At 42.2% G+C, this 22997-nt stretch carries 17 protein-coding genes; 1 reads left to right on the forward strand and 16 read right to left on the reverse strand.

Annotated features, from left to right (window positions below; all coding sequences use genetic code 11):
- Positions 1-7 precede the first annotated feature (7 nt).
- The 12 genes from K2225_RS08595 to K2225_RS08650 all read right to left on the reverse strand — a co-directional run bounded on the left by K2225_RS08595 (position 8) and on the right by K2225_RS08650 (position 16244).
- Positions 8-2707, reverse strand: coding sequence for a glycosyltransferase (locus tag K2225_RS08595; RefSeq protein ID WP_220584371.1), 2700 nt, complete (start codon positions 2705-2707; stop codon positions 8-10).
- A gap of 2 nt (positions 2708-2709) precedes the next feature.
- On the reverse strand, positions 2710-3654 hold the full coding sequence (locus tag K2225_RS08600; protein ID WP_220584372.1) for a hypothetical protein: 945 nt from the start codon (positions 3652-3654) through the stop codon (positions 2710-2712).
- A gap of 3 nt (positions 3655-3657) precedes the next feature.
- Positions 3658-4971 (reverse strand): glycosyltransferase, encoded by a 1314-nt coding sequence (locus K2225_RS08605; RefSeq protein ID WP_220584373.1) that lies wholly within the window; start codon positions 4969-4971, stop codon positions 3658-3660.
- Positions 4972-6141: a glycosyltransferase family 4 protein gene (locus K2225_RS08610; protein WP_370632729.1), complete on the reverse strand. Its 1170-nt coding sequence runs from the start codon at positions 6139-6141 to the stop codon at positions 4972-4974.
- Between the two features lie 476 nt (positions 6142-6617).
- Complete coding sequence (locus K2225_RS08615) at positions 6618-7067, reverse strand: RDD family protein (RefSeq protein WP_220584375.1); 450 nt, start codon at positions 7065-7067, stop codon at positions 6618-6620.
- Positions 7068-7326: 259 nt separating this feature from the next.
- A complete protein-coding gene (gene gndA / locus K2225_RS08620) occupies positions 7327-8739 on the reverse strand; it encodes an NADP-dependent phosphogluconate dehydrogenase (protein ID WP_220584376.1) in 1413 nt (470 codons plus the stop codon).
- 39 nt (positions 8740-8778) lie between these two features.
- Positions 8779-10224: a glucose-6-phosphate dehydrogenase gene (gene zwf, locus K2225_RS08625; protein WP_146817702.1), complete on the reverse strand. Its 1446-nt coding sequence runs from the start codon at positions 10222-10224 to the stop codon at positions 8779-8781.
- Positions 10225-10698: 474 nt separating this feature from the next.
- Positions 10699-12216: a tripartite tricarboxylate transporter permease gene (locus K2225_RS08630; RefSeq protein ID WP_220584377.1), complete on the reverse strand. Its 1518-nt coding sequence runs from the start codon at positions 12214-12216 to the stop codon at positions 10699-10701.
- A 16-nt stretch (positions 12217-12232) separates the two neighbouring features.
- A complete protein-coding gene (locus K2225_RS08635) occupies positions 12233-12691 on the reverse strand; it encodes a tripartite tricarboxylate transporter TctB family protein (RefSeq protein ID WP_220584378.1) in 459 nt (152 codons plus the stop codon).
- Between the two features lie 55 nt (positions 12692-12746).
- Positions 12747-13754: a tripartite tricarboxylate transporter substrate-binding protein gene (locus K2225_RS08640; RefSeq protein ID WP_220584379.1), complete on the reverse strand. Its 1008-nt coding sequence runs from the start codon at positions 13752-13754 to the stop codon at positions 12747-12749.
- Between the two features lie 227 nt (positions 13755-13981).
- Positions 13982-14659, reverse strand: coding sequence for a response regulator (locus tag K2225_RS08645; protein ID WP_220584380.1), 678 nt, complete (start codon positions 14657-14659; stop codon positions 13982-13984).
- The gene (locus tag K2225_RS08650) at positions 14640-16244 is read right to left on the reverse strand and encodes an ATP-binding protein (protein WP_220584381.1); all 1605 of its coding nucleotides are present in this window, start codon (positions 16242-16244) and stop codon (positions 14640-14642) included. The genes K2225_RS08645 and K2225_RS08650 overlap by 20 nt, the downstream gene beginning before the upstream one ends.
- A 254-nt stretch (positions 16245-16498) precedes the next feature.
- Between K2225_RS08650 and K2225_RS08655 the strand changes: the two genes are divergently transcribed.
- A complete protein-coding gene (locus tag K2225_RS08655) occupies positions 16499-17302 on the forward strand; it encodes a nuclease-related domain-containing protein (RefSeq protein ID WP_220584382.1) in 804 nt (267 codons plus the stop codon).
- Between the two features lie 234 nt (positions 17303-17536).
- On the opposite strand, the gene K2225_RS08660 is transcribed toward K2225_RS08655, so the two are convergent.
- From K2225_RS08660 to murJ, 4 genes are read right to left on the reverse strand one after another with little or no spacing between them, the layout of a single operon-like run.
- Positions 17537-18619, reverse strand: coding sequence for a glycosyltransferase (locus K2225_RS08660; protein WP_220584383.1), 1083 nt, complete (start codon positions 18617-18619; stop codon positions 17537-17539).
- Between the two features lie 11 nt (positions 18620-18630).
- Entirely contained in the window at positions 18631-20073 is a 1443-nt protein-coding gene (locus K2225_RS08665; RefSeq protein WP_220584384.1) for an O-antigen ligase family protein, read from the reverse strand.
- A gap of 16 nt (positions 20074-20089) precedes the next feature.
- Positions 20090-20986 (reverse strand): PIG-L deacetylase family protein, encoded by an 897-nt coding sequence (locus K2225_RS08670; protein ID WP_220584385.1) that lies wholly within the window; start codon positions 20984-20986, stop codon positions 20090-20092.
- Positions 20983-22509 (reverse strand): murein biosynthesis integral membrane protein MurJ, encoded by a 1527-nt coding sequence (gene murJ / locus K2225_RS08675; protein WP_220584386.1) that lies wholly within the window; start codon positions 22507-22509, stop codon positions 20983-20985. Before murJ ends, K2225_RS08670 begins: the two co-directional genes overlap by 4 nt.
- Positions 22510-22997 lie beyond the last annotated feature (488 nt).

The following is a 22997-nucleotide window of genomic DNA, read 5'->3' on the forward strand; positions in this document are numbered from 1 at the left end:
CCCACCTCTAGCTAGATAGTTTCTTGATAATTTCTTCATAGTCCCCTTTGTTGTATAAATCCTCAAATTCCTTGAACCTTTTATCCTTATTAACCAGATGTTTACGGTATAAGTCATAAATGTTGTACAGGGTGTCTATAGACTCTTCTTGATCCCCTTTTGATATTCTGTTTAGCCTCTTCAAATACCAATTCTTAAAGTAGAAGGTGAATCTTTTTTCCATATAGGTATCCAAAAGATCATATCTCTCCAAAAATGGCAATCGTTCTTTTTCTAATGTCAAATATTTCTCAAAGAATTTCTTGGAGATCGTATTTGTTACTGAACCTTCAACTGCAGCGTAATATATGTGTATAGTTAAATTTATTACTTTGGTTTTCTTAGAGTTGAGCAATAATTCTTGGAAGAACATTGTGTCCTGTCCCGCAGCCTTTTCTATCATTTCAAGGTTATGATCGATAATAAGCTCTTTCTTCATCAACATTGTTTGAATACTATGAGCACGCAGGTTTACTGCCTTCAAAAACTCTTTTGGATCAATGATTTCTTCACTGTTCAAGCAATTCGTTACAATCTTATGATAGTCAAAAGTGCTCCGCCGCTCATTATCAAGTTTAATCATATTCCCCATAACGATATCTAGATCATCATCTTGTTTCATCATTGCTAATAATTCTGCATAACCGTCATTAACTGCTTCGTTATCTGGGTCCAAATAGGTCACGTAAGGAGCAGTTGCAAGTTTTACACCTTTATTCCGTGGCCTTGATGCACTTCCACTCCCATTATCATCAAACCTGTATAAGTTCACATTTTGGAAACTATCGTTTAAACGATTTGTTGTCCTAATTGTTTCGGGGTCTGTAGAACCGTCATCAATTAAGAGGATTTCCATTTGGTTAAAAATGCTACTTCTCTTTAAAGATTGGAAACATTTATTTAAAAGATGCTTACCATTGTTGTAAACCGGTACAATTACCGTAACGTCATATTCTTGCTGTGAAGTAGGCTTCTCTGCTATGAGATTGATAGAATTATACTCAAAGCGATCAATAGAATAACCATTAGGAACCTGGTCATTTCTACTAAGTTTTATTAGATCTTCTAATTTAAATGACTCGCTCCAGAACAGTGTTTGATATTTGTCTTTTACAACGGAAACAAAATCATGCTCTACACCTTCAGTTAATCGGTTACGCTCATAAAATACATCTTTGGTGACATAATCGCTATTCGTATACTTAAAGCCGTTCACCATGTCTTCTACATAATGGTCCCCGTAATATCTGCTACCATCGATAAAAGTAATCATATCGAATTGTTCCTTGAGTTCTTCTGTTAAAGAATCCACAGCCACTAAGTGTTTATGAGGGTATGTTTGTAACTCGAATATCTTCTTCGTACTTTCTGTAATCTTATCAGCAACGACTAGGACTCTCTTCGTTAAATCTTGCGTCTTTCCAGACAGCCCTATTTTCGCTAATAGATCATCAAATCGGTCGAATGTCGTGTGGTTTGACATTACATTTCTAATCCCATTGACTTGATGCTGATAAACTTCCTCGTCAGACATCTTTGTAAGAATTTCAGTTGCTTCACGTTTATTGTGAACCATAAATACGTTAGGGAATTTATTGTTAACTCCAACGCTATAATTAGACATAATTGCATTACCAATTGCTTGCAACTCATAAATACGGTTTGCAAACATCGTTTCACTATATTTAATTGAATTGAGGTTAATTGCCCAGTCATAGAGTTTGTGAATTTTTTGCAGATACTCATGCGGGATAGCTGGCGAAATATACTTCAAATATTTCCTTGGGAAAAAGTAATCAGGGTGATCAATAGTATAATTCCGATCAATGATTTTTAGATCCCGACCTGAGTCGACAACGCCATCAAAAATTGTAATAGTTTCCTTTTGACGCTCTGGATATTTATTCAACCATGAACCGGCAAAAAACACATCCTTGAATTTTTCCACACTCTTCATACCGACAGGATTATGGTATAAAGGGTTTACTCCAAATTCAAGAACATGAACATTCTCGTTATTGCATTCTTTTCTGTAGTCATTAACTACTTCCTTTGCTGTTGTAAAAATATGATCACACTTTTTAGCTATGTCTATAAACCGATGATAGTTTACAGGATCTTCTTTAGAATAGAAAACAATCTTCGCTCCATCTTGTTTGAAGAAATCAATCATTTCATAAAGCTCTTTACGCCTATTGGATTTTGAGTTAGCTACTCCGCGCCATTCCCTATTAAGACCCTTCCAAGTAGTTGCAACGAAAAAAACATCTAACTTCCCTTTGAATTTTTTATAATTCTTACTGGTTAAATAATTGAAGTTAGCTACGTCTTTAAACGAATGATATAAGAATTCATCCGCAACGATACCGACGTTTACATTTCTCTTTGTAAAGAACTTACTTCCATTACTCTCCGGTATTTTTGTAATTAGCTTTTTAATACGTGAAAAGTACTCTTCATCTGCTGTTTTCTTTCTATAATTTAAGTAGTCTTTAGTTTCATCATCAGCTGAAGCTACTGAGCTTGATACTTCCTTTTTATTTTTTTGAGGAAGTGTTCCATTTTTTAAGTTTGTAATTTCCTTATATTCTTGCTTTATGGAAAGTTGTAGTGCCTTCTGCTCTCTTTCAATCGACTTTAATCTCTTGTCAATACTTACGATATTCATAGTTATTTACCTCGCTTCATACGGTTGATAAATTTCCAATATGCAATAGTCATTTTTCCTAATTTAGAGGTACTCAACGATTCATAGCGCTTCATTAGCTTCTTGTGCGATTTCAAAAGCACAGCTTCTTTTTTGTACATCTGCATCATTTGTTCTTTCAACTTAACTTTCTGCTCTTTTTCTTCGATTAGTTGCTGGCTTAAACGTTGAACATCTATTGAATTAGTTTTAACAGGTTTTTCTTTTTCCTGATTGATTTTTATTTTGTCGACTACAGCTGCTTGTTTTTTTATCAACTTCGCAAGATCATTATGAGATATTTTTTCTTTCTGCAACTCATCTATATGATTCTCTAATTGACGTACTTTGTTAATCAGTTCATTCTCTTTGTTTAATGAATTTTCTAATATAGAAGTTACATAGTTAGTATCTGATGAGATATTTTCATTCGTAAAAACAATACCTGCCCAATCGAAGGATACAAAACAATCGGCTAGTCGACCCAGAGAGAGCTCTGAAATGAGTTGGTTTATTAAGTACATTCGCTCGTGAATAGCTTCCCTGTTTGGCTTAGTAGTAAGTAATATCAAATTCCCACTATTAGACCATATTCTATCGAGGACTTTCTCAATGGAATCCTTATTTTCCGCCAGGGTTAACAAGTCCCCTTGGATAATAATGGTATTGAAATTCCCATCTAAGACATCTGGTTCTATAAAATTAATGGACTTTGAAACAGCAATCTCTTTATTAAAGTCCATATCTACTTTCAATGAATCCGTTAACCATGTTGTAGCACTTTCGTCGTTTTCTAATTCAGGAGGAGTTAGGCTAGACTCCAACATAAAAGGCCCTGTAATATGACCTTTCAACCATGCAATAGGGTTAGATGTTAAAGCATGTTCTTTTGTTCGTTGCTGTACTTGCTTTTCATAAACTTGAACCATTTGCTACACTCCTTCTGCTACCAAGCTTTTGGTACTCGTTTGATAAACCTCTAGCAATGAAAATTTCTCTTCTTCCCAGTTATACTTCAAACTTGCATCATAACAATTCTCAGACAATTGATCTCTCAGTTGTTCATTTGTTAGTAAGTGATTTACAGCTCTAGCGATGTCTTCGTAATCATGAGAGTCCACACAAACCCCCACTTCTTCTCCTTTTACAACTCTTTCCACTTCAGGGAAACTGCACGCTACAACAGGTATTCCACTCATCATATACTCAAATAATTTATTAGAGGAGGCCGAATAATGATTAAAACACACATTGTTCAGTACCTGAAAACCAACATAAGCATTTCTTGTATATCTAGGCAAATCCCTCAACGGTACCTTGGGAAGGAACTTCACTTTGTGTTCCAATTCCATTTCTTGGACCATTTTCTTTAGTTGGGGTTTAATTTTCCCATCGCCTATAAAGACAAGAGTTCCTTCTTTTATATGAGGCATGGCTCTCACTAATTTATCAAGTCCTCGCCCAGTTTGAATGCCGCCTTGATACAAAAGGATCTTCTCGTTTTGCGGCAGATCCAACATATCATGTAATGGAGCTTTCTCCTGCGTAAGTTTCGTTTCTTGCTTAAAGGGGTAATTGTGTACTACGTTTGGATAAAATCCATACAAGTCTTCGTTATACTTTGCGCGTGTATGATTTTCCACAATCATGGAATCGATTCTAGAAATGAAAAACTTTTCTAACTTGCCATGATAAGCACTCTCATATCCTGTGCGGCTTGTTTGGACCTCGTGCGAATCGTAGATTAACCTCTTCCTCTTCAAACGAAATTTAGAGCAAATGTAACCCTGGGGAAGCGTATTGAGATCATTGGAATGATAAATTGAATAATTTCTTTGGTAACCTCTCAAAATCATACGAAGAATAATACTGCCTCGGATCCATGCGACCCTTACTTTTGTTTTTAATAATGTAAAACCTAAGATCGATAACATACCTACAAGGAAAGGATTTACATACATAAGCACTAACCAACAGATTAAGGCTAAAAACGCTACAATCTTATTACTGAGAAGAATCCTGTAAGCCTTCTGCATCGCCTCTAACAATACAGGATATCTTCGCACACGAAAGACCCTGAAGTTTTCGTTCCTTTCTTCATACATAGGAAGGTCATCATCTTTAGGGTCATGAATACATATGAGATCGACTTTATAATCCTGTTCAGATAAAGCTGTACATTCCCGTAAAACACGGGCATCGTTTGTAAAGTGGTTCCAGACAAACATGCATACATTTTTGTTCATTTATAGTTCAACCTTACGTAGTTTATTTGGTACTCTTTCTTCCTGTTTTTCCATAATGTCAATAAGGGAATAAATATTTTCTTCCCAAAGAAAGTTTCGTTGCACGTATTGCTGCGCATTCTTGCTCAAACGTTTTTGTAGTAAAGGGTCCTCTAGTAACCGATCAATATAAGCGACCAGCTCCCCTGCTTGTTTCGTCTCAGAAACAAATCCTGCTTCATTAGCTTCAATAATATCCTTAGCAAATCCATCCACAGAACCTACAATAGGGACACCACAAGTCATATAATCGATGATCTTACCAGGCAAAACAGTCTTAAATACCTCTTTATCAACTAGCGTCACAATCCCTACTTGATGTTCTGCAATTAATTCAAAACATTCGGCTCGAGTTACAGGGTGGACGAATGTGACGTTATCCAAGGACCTTGCTTTAATTTCCTCTTTTAAATGTTGACTATGATACCCATATCCCATAATCGTTAGCTCTACATTTCGTGACTTGAGCTTCTCAGCCAATAGGAGAAGGATTTCATTATCTTGTGCAAGCCCAAGGTTCCCCGCATAAATGGCTTTAAAACCACTAGGGTTGTATAAAGGTTTCATGAATTCATAGTTTCTCGCTCCATTGGGAACATACGTGATTTTTTCTCCTGCTCCCGTCTGTTCATTCTTTATATGATCGATAAAACCCTTGCTGTTGACAACGATCTCATCCGCTCGTTTATATAACAATTTCTCGATTCTACGGAAGTACCGTATGATGAAAGGATAATTGAATACCCCGACTCCTTTTAGCGAATCCGGCCATAAATCCCTTATTTCTAGAATCAACTTGGCTTTGAATCTAATTTTAGCGATTAACCCGACAACAGCCACAAAAATGGGTGGTGAGGTCGTATAAATGTAATCGTATTTCTCTCTTCTACCTAAGACAATTCCAATCATCTTTATGGCCATTTCCAAATAATAAAGGAGGCGATTCATAAAGCTGCGTGAATACTTACGGTTCTGGATTTTTACCCGGGTCACATCTTCCGTCTCGTTTAGTTGTTGATCATCCCAAAAAGATTCATCCTCATAAAAGTTACGATTTGGATATGTAGGGTCCGTTGTCAACACATCAATCTCATACCCTTCTTTTTTCAGCATGAGGTATATGTTTTTCATTCTGTTTCCTGCACTTCCGATTTCTGGATAGAAGTTTTGTGATATTAGCAATATTTTTTTCGGCATATTCCCTCTTTCCATAAACATACGAACATAGAGTCATAGATTATGTATGTTTATTGACAAAAGATTTAGAAATTCTACAATATCCTTCAAATTACCCATTCCATAAAAAAACCCAACTGTCTAAGGGTAGAAATCAGATGGGCATAATGTATGTACAAATGCGTAAATCTATAAAAGCAATTATTACAAATATATTTCAATACTAGACATTATAACAGTATTTAGTCCTTGTATGAAGGCTTGGAGAGAATATTTTACAATTTTTTGTTTGATTTTGACGAATATCCTGTATGAGTAAACACTTACTATTGCTGCCTCAGGACATGGTGCCTATCACGTATATTTACAAAGGATATTCGGAATTAAAAAAACACAAACCCTTCAGGTTTGCGTTTTTTTACCATTCTTATTCACGCGTGATTACCTTCCATCACCTGCTTTGATGTTGTATCAGGTGCCTGATGAGTGACATAGGTCCCTGCAATGAAGTCATGAATCGCTCGTTTATCCTCACGAATACCTACCATAAACGCACTGACGATAAGTCCGATACCCAGAGTGAGGGCATAAACCAGAAAGCCGACTACCTCTCTTAACAACATCCTCCCTATTCCTACCTCTGTACCGTCCTTTTGAAGGATGCGTATTCCCGCTGCTTTCTTTCCTATTGTATATCCAGACCACACAATAGGAAGAACAACAAAATAAACGACATTCAAAGAATCCAGTGGGCTATAATCTCTAAAAAATTCTCCGTAGATCAAATAAGTAAGTAGTGTGAAGATGACACCTAGAATAATCCCATCCAATACCCGGGCAGCAAAGCGTGCCCAAAATCCTGCAGGTTGTTTGATGTCCATAGTTCCATCTCCTTTTTCGAAGTTAAGGACTATATACCACATTTTTGGAATTTTTAGTCATTTCGATATGGTCACTTTATCACGCACCCGGGATATTTAAAGTTACCTTCAATGATTCAAGCCAGATCTTGGAATCATTGTTGACTTCCTTTCTTGTGTAGGACTGACACTTCTTATGTACGTTCCTTATCCTCTTGTTTGCGCGTTTAAAATAAAAAAAGCGCAAGCCATATTACAGGCTTGCGCTCTTCGATTTCTATTATCCGTTAATCCAATCGGTATGGAACGTACCTTCTTTATCCACACGCTGATACGTGTGCGCACCGAAGTAGTCACGCTGGGCTTGCAGCAAGTTCGCTGGGAGCTTGGCTGTACGGTAGCTGTCGTAGTACGCAAGCGCACTGGAGAATGCAGGTATCGGTACACCGTTTTGAATCGCAAGAGCGAGTGTTTCACGAAGCTCTTTTTGATAAGAAACAGCGATATCCTGGAAGTAAGGATCGAGAAGCAGGTTCGTCAGGTTCTCGTCTTTATCGTACGCGTCTTTGATCTTCTGCAGGAACTGGGCACGGATGATACAGCCGCCGCGGAAGTTCATGGCGATGTCTCCGTACTGTAGGTCCCAGCCTTTTTCTTCAGACTGTGCACGCATCTGTGCGAAGCCTTGCGCGTAGGAGCAGATTTTGCTCATGTACAACGCTTTGCGAAGAGACTCGATGACTTCTTCTTTGTTTCCGTCAAATGTGACTTCTGGACCCGTCAGGTATTGGCTTGCTTTCTGGCGCTCTTCTTTCATCGCTGAAATGAAGCGTGCGAATACGGACTCTGTGATGATCGGAAGTGGGACACCAAGGTCAAGAGCACTCTTACTTGTCCATTTTCCTGTTCCTTTTTGACCAGCCGTATCAAGGATGACATCGACAAGAGGTTTGCCTGTTTCTTCATCTACTTTTGTGAAAATGTCTGCTGTAATCTCGATCAGGTAGCTGTCGAGTTCTCCTTCGTTCCACTCTTTGAAGACTTCATGAAGCTCTTGAGCAGAGAGACCAAGAACATTTTTCATGATGAAGTACGCTTCGCAGATCAACTGCATGTCACCATACTCGATGCCGTTGTGAACCATTTTCACGTAGTGGCCGGCACCACCGCGGCCCATGTAAGCTGCACAAGGTGTGCTTTCAACGTTTGCTGCGATTGCGTCGAAGATCGGCTTAACCTCTGCATACGCTTCGCTTGGTCCACCTGGCATGATGGATGGTCCTTTACGAGCTCCTTCTTCCCCACCGGAGAATCCTGTTCCGATGAAGTGGATGCCTTTTTCTTCTAAGTAGGATGCACGGCGTTCAGTATCTTCATAGTACGTGTTTCCGCCGTCAATCAGCATGTCGCCTTCTTCTAAGTGAGGGACAAGGCTCTCGATCACTTTATCTGTTGTTTCTCCTGCTTTGACCATCATCAAAATTTTGCGTGGTTTTTCAAGAGAAGCGACGAATTCTTCAGCGCTGTAGGCACCAGAAATGTTCCCTGTATTCTCATCATTTCCGACCAGTTCGTCCACACGGTCTGTCCAGTAATCGTAGACAGACACTGTGTAGCCGTTGTCCTGGATATTAAGGGCAAGGTTTGCCCCCATAACTCCTAAACCGATGACTCCGATGTTCTGCTTATCCATGTTCCGATCAAATCCTTTCCATTCTATCTGTAAAAGTTTTTACCACCATGTATAGCCGTCTTCGTTCAAGAGCTTCTCAGCTGCTTCCGGCCCTTCGGATCCGGCTTGATAACCGTGAAGAGGGAGAGCATCGTTTTCGAACGCCTCCAAGATTGGCTGAACCCACTTCCAGGAAAGCTCCACCTCGCTCCAATGAGCAAAATACGTAGAGTGTCCCTGCATGGCGTCTTCCAATAGGTTTTCATAAGCCTCTGGTTGGGCATCCAGGTTTTTAGAGAAGTTGATGTACGCAGGTTCGAATTTCTCATTCGAATCGTCTTTCAAGTTGATGCGCAGCCCGACACTTTCGTTCGGGTTAATTTCAATCATCAACAAGTTGGACACCGCACCAGCTGCATCTTCATCCGCGGCAACTTCGTTCTTAAACTCAATAATAATGCGTGTCGATTTTTTCTCAAGACGTTTCCCTGTACGGATGTAAAAAGGAATGCCTTTCCAATAATCGTTATCGATGTACAAACGAGCAGCGAAATACGTGTCGTTATTGGAGTTTTCCGCTACACCGTCTTCTTCTAAATAACCAGGAATCGGCTCTGCGTTCATTTCACCCGCTTCATACTGTCCGCGCACGACATGTTTAGAAATTTCATCTTCCTCGACCGGGCGCAGCGATTCCATAATCGCTTTTTTCTTCTCTTCAATTTGTTTCGGCGTCAGTTTTTCCGGGTGGTGAAGCGCGGTCATCATCACTAGCTGAAGCAAATGATTCTGTACCATATCACGAATGGCCCCAGCCTTATCATAATAACCGGCTCTCGTTCCAACACCGACCGTCTCACTCGCTGTAATCTGAACGTTCGCAATCTGTTCATGGTTCCAGAGCGCCTTCAAAATCGGATTCGGACGAATCAACGATTCAAGGTTCTGCACCATCGGTTTTCCAAGGTAATGGTCAATACGGAAAATCTCTTCTTCCCGGAAAACTTTCGTAAGCTCTGCATTCAAATGACGGGCAGAGTGCAAGTCACTCCCGAATGGCTTCTCAACAATCAGACGCTTCCAACCGCTTGTATCTGTAATTCCATTCTCGTGAAGAGAGGCCGAGATCGGCTCAATCAACTTCGGTGCAACCGAAAGATAGAACAGACGGTTGTCTGGAATGGAGAGCTCACTTTCTCTTTCTTCAATAAAGGCTTTCAATCCCTGATAGGATTCATCCTTCATCGCATCAAAAATGAAATAACGGAAAGAGGATAGGAACTCGTCCAAGTTTGATTCGTCTACATCTCTTCTTGAGAAAGTTTCCAGAGACTCTTTAATGATGTTATGGAAATCTTCCTGCGTGTAAGGTCTACGTCCAAGGCCTACGACGGATAGGGAATTCGGCATTTTCCCCTCGATATATAAATTATAGAGAGCGGGATAGATCTTACGTTTCGCCAAATCACCGCTTGCTCCGAATAAAACAAACGTCATGTCGTCCATCATTTCTGCGGTATCGATTCCATGACTATTCATGTTGTGTTGGTCCATGATTCGTGTTACCTCCTGTACTTTTCAGCTTTTATTAGTATAAAGCATGAGTATCAAATATGTAAGTGAACAGGCTTGCGCCAGGAACACTGTTTTATTGTTTACCTCATTCATGACATTTATGAAATGTGTCTAAAATGTGTAGTTTGCCATGAAAATTATTTTACTGAAAATTCGGCTGTTTTTAAAGAGGCAACAGGAGGCACACAGTCCGCATCAGGCTTAATTTCAGCGATGTGAGAAACGTGACGCTTTGTATGTCGGCTATACTCTTAGTGTGAGCGTTTTCACTCTTATTTGCAATAGATTGAAAAAAATTTTCATATTATATTTGATTTGTGAGGGGATCCTTACACCGAATTAGGTGATTTTCCTTTATTTTAAGCACTAGTCGTCCAAAAATAAAAAAGCCGAACGCTCCTTTTCTTAGGAAGCATTCGACTCTTGATCTGCCTCTTCGGCTTGTGTGTTTTTTCGGTTACGAATGATCGGAACAACGAATGATAGGATACTCACGATGTAAAGTCCGATGGATACTGGGTCTGAGATGAGAATCATCATGTCTCCACCTGCAGCTGTAAGAGACTGTCTTAATGACTGCTCCATCATGCCTCCTAGGATGAAAGCTAAGATGAACGGAGCTGCCGGGAAGCTGAATAGTCTCATTAAATAGCCGACGAAACCGAATATCAACAATAGATACAAATCAAAGGTACTGAAGCTGATGGCATAAACACCGATCAAGCTGAAAATCGCAACTAAGGAAATCAGCATTGGACGAGCGATTTTCAATATTTTTGCGATGTATGGAATGAGTGGTAAGTTCAAAATTAGTAAAAAGATATTTCCGATGTACATACTCGCGATGATTCCCCAGAAAACTTCCGGACGATCGGCCATCAAAAGGGGCCCTGGCTGAATACCGAGCACGAGAAAAGCCCCTAACATCACGGCTGTCGTTCCGGATCCTGGTATGCCAAGACTTAGTAACGGTACGAAGGCACCACTAGTCGCTGCGTTGTTGGCCGTTTCCGGAGCAGACAACCCTTTAATTGATCCTTTCCCGAATTTTTTTGGATTTTTGGCGATTTTCTTTTCTGAAATATAACCGATGAAGGAAGCGATTGTCGCGCCTGCTCCGGGCAGAACCCCAAGAATGAAACCGAGGAACGACTGCCTGCTCATCGGGCCACGCATCTCTTTGAAATCCGCTTTGCTAAGCTTCAGGCTTCCGATGTCGCCCTGGTTTTGGAGCGACTGATCTTTTCGTTTTTTGACGAGAAAACAAATTTCAGCGAGAGCAAATAGTCCGAGAGCGATGACTAGGAAATCTATGCCTTCCAGTAAGTTCGGGTTGCCGAATGTAAAACGGCTTGTCCCCGTCTGTCCATCAATTCCAATTGTCGCTACCATAAAACCGACGGTAGCTGTGATCAAAGCTTTAATCGTTGAGCCATCTGACAGACTTGCGATGGCCGTCAGACCTAAGAACATGAGGGCAAAATATTGAGGCGGACCGAATGAAACCGCAACGGCAGATAAGGCGGGAGCGAACAACATCAGAAGAACAACAGAAACCGTCCCTCCGACGAAAGAAGATATCGCAGCAATCGCCAATGCTTTTCCTGCTTCTCCTCGCTGGGCCATCGGATATCCGTCAAAGGATGTGGCAACTGTTCCCGATATTCCGGGAGCATTTAAGAGAATCGAGGACGTCGATCCACCGAATACAGCTCCGTAATAGACACCTGCCATCATCACTAGAGCGACTGAGGGGTCCATTCCATATGTGATCGGAATCATGATCGCAATGGCACTGATCGGACCAAGTCCCGGCATCATTCCAATGAGCGTGCCGGCTACGACACCGATCAGAACGAACAAGATCCCCTGCCAGCTGAACGCGACCTGAATTCCTTGCATTAATCCTTCCATTGCACCCATGGTGACTCACCTCCTTCTAAAATGGTAGAACTCCTTGCGGGAGACGGATTTGTAATAAGTAATTGAACGAAAGGTACATAATCAGTGGAAATAGAACCGCAACGAGGAACGTCGTGACGAGCTTTCTGTACCCCAGGAACCAGGAACAGGCTATAATGAACAGCATAGAACTCAGGACAAAACCGATGATTTCCAGTAGGAAAATGTAAAGAAAGATCATGCCACCCACCGCGAGCAAGACCAGCATTTCTTTTTTCGGTACCTGGCGTTTTTCTTTTTCCTCTTCGGTCTCTGAGGATTTATCAAAGAACAAAAAGACCGCAAGAATGATCAATAAATAGCCCAGGATCTTTGGGACAAAATCCGAATCAACTGGCACATAAGGGTATTCCTTTAAGTTATAGGTCAAATAAAGATAACCAGCAGCGAACAAAATCAAGAAAATACTCACTTTCTGGTTCAACGTTTTCAGCAAGAACATCACCTTCAATCTAATAGAAAAGGGCCTGCGTACAGACCCTTTCTATCTATTATTGATTCAACCCAAGCTCTTCCATTAAGCTTCCTAGTTCCTCTCTTTGTTCATCCAGGAACTGGCTGTACTCTTCACTATCCATGTACATTTCATCCCAGCCATAATTGTTACGGATCTCGGCAAATGCTTCTGATTCACTGACTTCTTTCAGTTTTTCTTCATAATAGGCGACTTGTCCTTCCGTCATATCTCCAGGCCCGAAAAATCCTCTCCAGTTAACGAATGTCGCGTCGATGCCTTGTTCTGCTGCTGTCGGGAAGTCTTCAATCACTTCTCCTTCCAGACGTTCTTCTGCTGTAATTCCCAGTACACGAACTTTGCCTGCTTTCACTTGTTCGACCGTTTCAGCAATTCCCGTTGAATAAACGTCTGCACTTCCGTTCAGGATCTGTGTCATCCCTCCGCCATCTTGAGCAGAGACGTATTTGATTTTTTGAATATCGACACCTGCTTTTTTAGCGATAGTGACGAATTGCATGTGGTCCATAGAACCAGGAGAAGATGTTCCTACGACCGTTACGCTGGAAGGGTCGTTTTTCATATCTTCAAATAGCTCGTTCAAGTCCTGCCACTTTGCGTCATCTGCGACAGCGAATGCTGCATAGTCCGCAATCATGTTGGAAAGTGGTGTGAAATCTTCATGAGATAAATCTGACTGGCCATTCAATGGAACGAAAATCAGTGGAGGAGAAGAAACGAAAATGTTGTGCGGGTTGTTCGTACTGTTGATGTAAGACCAACCGACAGCTCCCCCGCCGCCTTCTTTGTTAACGACACCGACGTTCTGTTCGGTGATGCCTTCTTCCTCAAGGATCTTTCCAACAGAGCGAGCCGTCGTATCCCAGCCACCGCCAGCACCAGCAGGAGCGACAATTTCAATATTCTTGTTTGGCGTCCATTCCCCATCGCCGCCGTCTCCGCTCGTTTCCGAAGAGTCGCCGCCACAAGCAGCTAAGAGTAAAACAATCAATAAACTACCGATCATCCATACATGCTTCTTCATATAATGAGTCCCCTCTCTTCTTGCTATTTGATGATAGTTTATAAGATAGAAATTAAAATGTAACCGTTTTCAAAATAACTAAAATTAAAAGCATAAAATCAATTAACCAAATAAAATTCACGGGAGTTCTTACAGTTTTTAACATTTATTCACATTTCCATTCCTTTATTCCTTTCTCTGATCAAACCAAAAAAAGACTCGTCATTTCGACGAGTCCTCCCAATGCTTTAACCTTTATAATATTTTCGCTGAGGGCGGCCGACTTTTCCGTAGTTCATCTCCGCCTTGCCTTTCCCTATGCTGATCAAGTACTCCAGATACCTTCGCGCGGTCGTTTTTGATGCTCCCATCTGACTGCTGGCCTGCTCAGCCGTCAAGCCATTTTCCCTAGCATCAGAAAGCATTCTTTCCACCTTCTCAAGCGTCAAGGGGTCGATGCCTTTAGGCACCGATATAGAAGTGGTCGCCACCGCTTCATTCGAAGACTTCAACAACTGATCGACAGCGGTTTGGTCAAAGGTCTCAATCTGGTCCATCTGCTTTTTCCGTTCCTGATAGTTTTCAATCGTCTCCTGAAATCGCTCCATCGTAATAGGCTTAATAATATAATCAAACACCCCATACTTCAGCGCCTTTTCCACAATCTCTTTTTCCTTCGCGGCTGTAATCATGATCACATCTGTTTGTGGTGCAATGGAACGAATGTCATGCAGGAGGTCGACGCCAAGCTGATCAGGCATATACACATCCAACAGAAGGAGATCCGGATGTTGTTCCTCGAGCATCTCTAACGTCTCTTCCGCATTCAAAGCCTTGCCCACAACTTCTACACCGTCAACCACTCGCAAAAATTGCGCATGCAGTTCAGCGACTCTAAAATCATCTTCACTGATCATCACCTTCATCCGGTCCACCTCCTGTATGTTTTGGTAAAAAAATCGAGAACACCGCACCGCCGTCGTCACTATGGTCCACTTCCATCGTCCCTGACAGCTGCTCGACAATCTCCCTCACATTATGAAGACCATACCCTCTGTCATCTCCCTCTTTCGTAGAGAAACCTCGGACAAACAGAGAAGTATAGATGTCTTCAGGAATGCCTGGCCCGTTATCAGATACTTCAAAAACGATGTCGTTCCCTACATCCGTTACAAAAAACTCGACATATTTCTCTTTTTGACCACTCACCGCTTCAAAAGCATTATCGATCATGTTCCCTAACATCGTGACTAGCTCTGTCTTTGTGATATGTGGAGGCACACGCCCTAACCCCGAATCTTCCTGAATCACGAAGTCCACTTTCTGCTCAGAAGCCGTACTCATTTTCCCTGTCAGGATCGCTTGAACTGTTTCTTCCTGGATCCGGTCAAAAATTAAGACTTGATGCTTTTGCGATATATGGAAATCTTCTTGAATCATTCCCATCGCCTCTTCCTGTTTCCCCAACTGCAAAAGCCCGAGCAGCACATACATTTTGTTGGCGTGCTCATGCGTCTGAGAGCGCAGACTTTCCGAGTGACGTTTCACTTCCGACAACGCCTGGACCATGTTTCTGACTTCTGTTTTATCACGAAAACTGGAAACAACGCCGACGACCTGTCCTTCATGCATAATCGGAGTTCGATTGACGATCACGACCTTATCCATCAAAAGCATTTCTTCGTCCCTGGTTCCTTTTCCTGTCTCCAACACCTTCAGCATCTCTGTGTTAGGAAAGACATCCGTAATGAGCTGTCCCTCAGCTCCTCCTGGCAAGTTCAACAATTCAATAGCCGACTGGTTGATCATCGTCACCCGCCCCTCTGCATCAACGGATATGATCCCTTCTTTGATTGAAGAAAGAATGGCTTCGCGCGTTTGGTAGAAGGACGTAATTTCGTAGGGCTCAAGGCCAAGCGAGTCTTTTCGTATACTCCGCGCCAGTAAAAGGCTTCCGACAGCCCCGACCACTAATACAAGGACCGCGACACCAAAGACGTTCTCAAGCTTGTTCCATACGATGGAACGAACGTCCTCCAGCAAAAAACCGACCGAAACGATGCCGATAATGTCCCCATTTTCACCAATGATCGGCGCTTTTCCTCTTAAGGAAGGACCAAGCGTCCCCTCTGCTTTCGATATGTAATATTCGCCATTCTTCAGCGCCCGTTCATTGTCACCACCGACCATCCGCCTGCCGATTTTCCATTCATCGGGATGGGCATAACGGATGCTGTCTTTATTTCCGATTACGACAAACTCCGCCCCGGACTCCTCCTGCACACTCAAAGCGATCGGCTGAATGACTTCAGAAGGATCTTCTGTGTCAAACGCTTCTTTAATGGAAGGCATAAACGAGACGGTACTGGCTACTTGAAGAGCCAGTTGCCCCATCTGATTTTCTACATCGCGTTTCTCCATATAGGCAAAAACACTCGCCAACAAACCGATGACCAAAATGAGTAAGGATGAAATGAGGACCATGATTTTCGTCCGCAGGGAAAACTTCATTGACATCTCCACCTATGAAAACGTTACCTTTTTTTATCGTAACATAGGAGAATATATTTCGGATGACCGAAGTCTGAATTTTATATAAATTGCATGAAATAAATTTGAGGATTTAAAAAAAATTGAGGTGCCTAGGTATGTTATTAATTTTAGTGAAGAATCCTCTCCCAATGTTATATCCCTTCAATTTTTCTATTTAAAAAGAACCTACTAATGACGATATATGAGGTAAATCCAAAAAAAAGGATGAGTCCATGTTCTCTAAACTATTTTCGAGAAAAAAAGTCGATAAGAAAAAGACCTCTTCTAAACCTCACCATTCTAGTGCCGGATCTTCTAAAGATAGAGATGCTAAGAGTATGAGAAAAGGTGAGATTGGAGAATACAAAATCAATATCCAATTGGATCAAATGCCTAAAGAGTACAAACATTTAAGTGATTTACTTATTAAAAATCCAAAATCAAAATCTGGATACACTCAAATTGATCATGTACTTATTACAGAGTATGGGATTTTCGTCATTGAAACAAAAAACTATCAAGGTACCGTTTATGGAGATAGAGATAAAAAGACATGGTCTGTGAATGGAAAATTCACAATGTTGAACCCCTTCATCCAGAACTATGGACACCTACAAGCACTTACTAGAATCATTGGAGAAAAATATGAGCATTGTATGATATCAATCGTATCCTTCACTAAAAGGTGCACTTTTATGATTGGAACTGATTTGCGTGATATAAAAAGTAACCAGCTCATCGTTTACGATATCGAATTAAGTGAATTCATTAATCGTAAAATCCACGTACAAAAGCTTTTACATCATCAGCCTCTCCTGTCTGCCGAGGAAGTCAGCCGTATCTATACAGACATAAAGAAACAGCATATTGCTGATTCTGATGCTCTTAATCACCATGTCGATGTTTTAAAAGCACAAACAAAACCCCGAGCCTCATGCGTTGTCTGTAATCAGGAAGTGTCAGAAAGAGTAAAAACGTTTTGCTTATCTAATAGAGAATTCGATGGAAAAGTATATTGCTATACGCATCAAAAATAAAATAAGAGTCCGAAGACGCCTCGCTTCGGACTCTTATTTTATTTCTTGGACCTTTCGCTCTAACCCTTACCCATCCATATATAAAGATCATCATCATTGTTATAAATGGAAGGGTGCTAAATTAAGATGGTCTTTTTTCATAAGAAAACACCTTCACACTTTTCAGTACAACTGTAAAGGTGTTTCCTTGAATATTATTGTCCCATGTCATTACATGAGCGAGTTATCTTACATTTACGTTGCATAAAGGGTAACAATGCGCTCAAGGAGAACGTTGCTATCATTCTCTTTCGCCGCCGCTTCCCCTTTTTCAATCATTGCTTCTCGTAAATCCGGCTCTGTGAGAACACGCCGGATTCCGTCCCTTAATGAATCTGCATCTTTCGGTTCAATAAGAACACCGGTCCCGTCACGAAGCAGGTAGGAAAGGCCTCCGACATCCGACCCAACGACTGGTGTATGACAGGACATCGCCTCAAGAGCGACAAGTCCAAATCCCTCAATATGAGAGGGAAGGACGAATACGTCAGTCGCGGCCATCCATTTAGCCAGCTGCGCTTGATCTTTCGTACCATGGAAATGAACAACTTCCTTGTACTCAGGACGTATCGATTGCTTCAGTTCTTGGAGAAAGCTTTCATCTTTCACACTGCCAATGAAATGAAGCTCGGCTTTATCTACATTCAAGTTTTGAAACGCTTGTAAGAGTTCCTGAAGTCCTTTGGCTTTAATATGGTTGCCGACGAAAAGGATGTGCTTCTTGTCTGTGGAGAGCTGCAACTCTTTTTTCGCTTCATCCGCATTGCGCGGTTGGAAGACATCACGGTCGACTCCCATATTGATGACCGATACTTTCTCTGCAGGGACTCCGAATTCACCCGTCACTTCCGACTTTAAAGCTTCTCCGACCACAATGACAGCGTCCGCTTCATGTAGGATCTTTTCTGTCGCTTTGCGGATCAACCCGCCCTTTTTCGCCATTTGGTCCAAATCACCGCCATGGGATGTGACGATCAGCCTGGTTCCGAACAACTTTTTGAAAAAGAGAGCGGGAAGACCGCTCGGGAAAATATAGTGCGCATGAACGACGTCATATTTTCTACCTTTCGTTAGAAGGGTGAACAGGATTTTCACAAACCACAAGGCATATTTTCTTAAAAGGTTCAGCTTGCCGGAACGGTTGTCCTTATTTACTGCGGTATCGATGTGAAGGCCTTTCTGTTTTAGAGCTTCGACTTGGTTCTTCACGAAGATGCCGTAGGTCGGTGTTTTCCGGCTTGGATACATATTGCTGATGACCAGCACGCGTTTACTCATCTTCCTCCCCCTTACATGTCGTGTTCATGCTCGGACCTCATATTCAAGAGATACCCAAGCATCGCGAAGTAGAAGATCGTAAAGGAATCGCCTTCCCAAATGTTATACACCATTCCGGCTGCATACGCTCCGATCAGGACGGCAAGTAGGAAGGGAGCAAGCAGGGTTACGTTTCTGCGTTTCCAAATCAAATACAACATATTCAATAGGAAGATGGCGAACAGAACGACACCCACGATTCCTGTCTGGGTGATCACCTGGATATATTGATTATCTGAATAAAATTCCCTGTCGATGTTGTAGTCATCGTAGATCGGGGATCCAAAACTTAACGTCGCCCCATCACCGAAGGTCGCAAATCCGGTTCCGATAATCGGGTGATCAAGGAAGATTTCAAATCCTTTATTAACAATCCATAATCGTCCGGACTGACTGCTCTGTTCACGGGTTTCTTTATCGAACGTCGATCCCATACGATCACGGAAACTTCCTTCACTGTCGTCATACTGCGACTGGCGTTCTTTGCTTTCCTGTCCGAAATTCGTATTTTCGACAATGGATGTACCGACACTGACTGGAACGGCAACCAGCACGACACCAGCTACAAGAGCGAGAAGCATCGGTTTCAGGAAATTCCATGTCCTTGTCACCAACAAATAGATGAGCAAAGCGACACCGAAGGCAATCCATGTGCCTCGTGAGTACGTGAGAGACCATACGCCAAACATGAGCGCAATGCTTACATAAAGGAATGTGCGCCAATTCCCTGTGAAAATCTTACGGAAGTAAAGCACGAGAACAACGGCAAAGCTCAAGTAATATGAAAGAACATTAGGGTTTCCGATCATGCCGTAGATGCGGATTCTATTTTTCGAAGACAGCGGCATGTTCTCCCAGCTCTCTGGAAGCAGCCAGCTTCGTAATGATAGCTTCTCGATAATTCCGTGAATACTGATCATAAGAGCGACAATCAGCGTCGTGAAGATGAACTTACGAATATCTTCTCTTGTGATGTGCAGCCTTCTGACAATATAGAAAACGAGATAGAATAGAAGAATTCCACGTATTTGGAAGATGATTGCGACAGGAGATACGCCTGTAATCAATGCAGAGACGGCTCCAACACCACAAAACGCGAAAAAGGCATATTCAAACCAGTAAAAGTCGAACAGCTTCTTCCAGTCTTTCCGGTACATGATTAATATCCGGAATAATAGAGCGAAAATAATGATGTCGCCGATCCCTTTCAATGTCGGGTTAAATTCCAATAAGAACGGACGGATCGGGAAATACATAAATAAAATGATCAATGAATTCTTCGGCTTGTATATCGCATAAGCGGCAAAAGCCAGCATAATCGCTAGATCGAGAATCGTCACATCCACGTAGGCGCCTCCGATAAGGAGCAGGAGCGTCAATGGAACGAAGTAAAGTTTTTTGATATCAATTGGCATGCGGTGCACCTCTTTTCTATGTTGAAGGGTTTGACGTTTTTCGGTACAAATCTTTCTTCATGGCGTAATTCTTAAAAATCGCCCATAATAATGTATCGGTCCTGTTGACCTGTTTGAAGCTTCGTGGGAAATTGTATTCCATCTTCTCCAACGTTTCGCAGTGGTTAATGAAACCACGGCGGTCCCATTGGACAAAACCTTCTGCTGTTTGAACATTCGGTTCAGCCAGCTTCCCTTTGTATTGATTCAGTCTGAGAAAACCGTCGAAAGCGATCGCCTGAGAGTCAAACACCTCTGTCGCTTCGACTTTTTTCGCATGTTGGGCCGATGTATCGACAAGAACATTAATGGCACTCGGTGGGAACGCACAGTTGATTTCGTACATGCGAATGTTCCCTTTGAAGTCTTCCATCTCCTTAAGCGTATCGCTCAGAAGTTTCGCTGTAGCCGTATGATCTACATGCGCATCGATATACGGTGTACAGTAGATAAGTTCAGGCTGGATCGTGTTGATTTTCTCTTTCAACAGTTCCATGCTTTCTCTTGTACTCTTTACTTGTCCATCCGGCTGGTTCATGTACGTAACACTCGCCAAACCAAGGATCTCCTGAACCTTGTCAATCTCATTGCGACGGAGAGCCATCAGCTCTTCCGCACTACGGTCGGAAACACTGCTGCCCCCGTCTGTGATGAAGAGGCAATGGATGTTCGCGCCTTGTTCCGCATGCTGTCTCAGCGTCCCTCCTGGCCCGATGGTTTCATCATCCATATGAGGAGCGAGGACAAGCACATTATTTACTTTTTCATTTTTGACTGCTTCCATGTCCCCGCTGTAATGCCGGCCCAGGATTACGTTCGTGACCGGCGCATTGACGGGTCTTACAGCGTTCATGAGAAGTTCTTTTTTATTCATGAGGCTGCTCCTTTCTTTTTGCGTCTTCGCACTTGATTCAATAAGAACAGAAAGGCATCCGCTTTTAGTCCGAAAGCCGTCGCTGCAAAGGCGGCTGCACCTACGATGGCTACCAGGATGATCTGCACAAGGTTCGGCAGGTTGCCGATTCCCTGCTGCAGCCCAAGAACCGCTCCACTCATGACGAGTGCTGCCGCTGTAATTTTGGCATAATCGATCGTGATGTACTTAAAGTCGAGTCCACCCACAAGTTTCACAAATACAATCAGGCAGGCTCCTGTATAGAAGAGAGCCATGAGAGATGCAGCAAGCGGGATCCCTAAGTACCCGAGCCATTCTGCGAAAATAAAGTTGAACACGATGTTCAAAAGAATCGAACCAAGACTGATCATCAAGATCAGGTGACCTTTTTTCATCGTATAAAAACCTTTGTTGATGATGTTATTCAAGCTGAAGAACAACACCGAACCAAAGTAAAAGTAGGCGACCTGAGATGTAGCAGCTGTCGCTGAATTATTAAAGGCTCCTCGTTCATAAAATAGCTCAATCAGATTCGGCATCAAAAGCATCATGCCGATGATTGCAGGTAGGAGAACGAGGTACATCGTCGTGAGGCCTTTCTCGATCCCTTTTTTAAACTGCCCTGTATCGTTTTTCGTAATCGCTTTAGACAACATCGGGAAGATAATTGTGGCAATGGTCACGCCAAAGATGCCCTGGGGCATATGCACAAGGTTCTTCGCATAGTTGATATACGTGACGGCCCCTTCGCCCTGGTAACTCGCGAAGATAGAACCGACCATCAGGTTCACCTGACCAACCGCTACCGTCAATCCGACGGGCAGGAACACCCAGTAAAACTTTTTGACCTCAGGCCAATCGACTTTCTGCTTAAGTGACAGCGCCCTTTGCGGGATGACAATGAAGGACTTGAAGATCAAAGAAAAAATCGTTCCTGCCAGGTACCCGAAGGCCAGCGAATAGGCTCCGATTTGATTGGCAAACAGGAAAGCTCCGAGAATGGAACTTAAAATAACGATAATCTGGGAGACAATCGATAAGGCAAATTTGTTCTCCGCATCGAAAAAAGCTTCTAAAACGGAATTCATTCCGACAAAAGCGATACAGGAGAAGAAAATCACCGTCACCCATGTAGCGATTTCTGTCGCTGGTTCACTAAAGTCCGGGTAGAATAGCCGGATCATCAGCGGAGCAAGGAGCATTCCGAGAATGGAAAAGACTAATGCTAATCCTGCTGTTCCTTTAAACACTTGTCCCAAATGGGATTTGCCGCGCTTTTCTTCTTTGGCATCGATATAACTGGGCACGAGTGCATTCTTCATCCCGTTCTGCATGAACAGAATCAGCATGTTCGGAATGATGAAGGCAGCCAGGTACGCATCGGCGATGTAACTGTCACCGAAGTAGTAGGCGATGACCATGTCACGGAGCAGTCCGGACACTTTCAGAATCAAGGTCGCGCCGATAAATAGTATGCTTGCTAAGCCTAATTTAGATTTCAATTTCTAACCCTCTCTTATTGCAAAACCACTGGAGTAGAATGCTATGTATAACTATAGTCCATACTTTTCGATTTTACCATAACCTTAATGGAATCGTAATCGTTCGGTCATATCTTTTCCATTATCATACAAAACCACCACAACCATGCACCCACTCCGTATTCCCACGCCGCTCTAGTCTAAACCTTCTATTCACTATCTCCCCTGTAGTTTTTGAGAGTTTCTCTATTTTAGAAGACCTTGTTTCGAGATTTTGCATAAGTGGATAGGGCTGCGGGGAATGACTCGCTTTTGCCATGTAAGCCCCTCGAAACCACTGACTGATAAGCCGTTTTCCAGCTTGAGATAGGTGCTGGAATTCAAACAACCAAACCAGGAGTATCGGTTGTGAGAGCTTTACAATCACGTCTATTCTTACCAAAGCCAGTTTATGAAGCTGAAGATTAATAGTAGATAGAAAAAACGACCTTCGTGAGGAAGGCCGTTCT

Source organism: Halobacillus sp. Nhm2S1, from assembly GCF_019599545.1.
Classification (GTDB): domain Bacteria; phylum Bacillota; class Bacilli; order Bacillales; family Halobacillaceae; genus Halobacillus.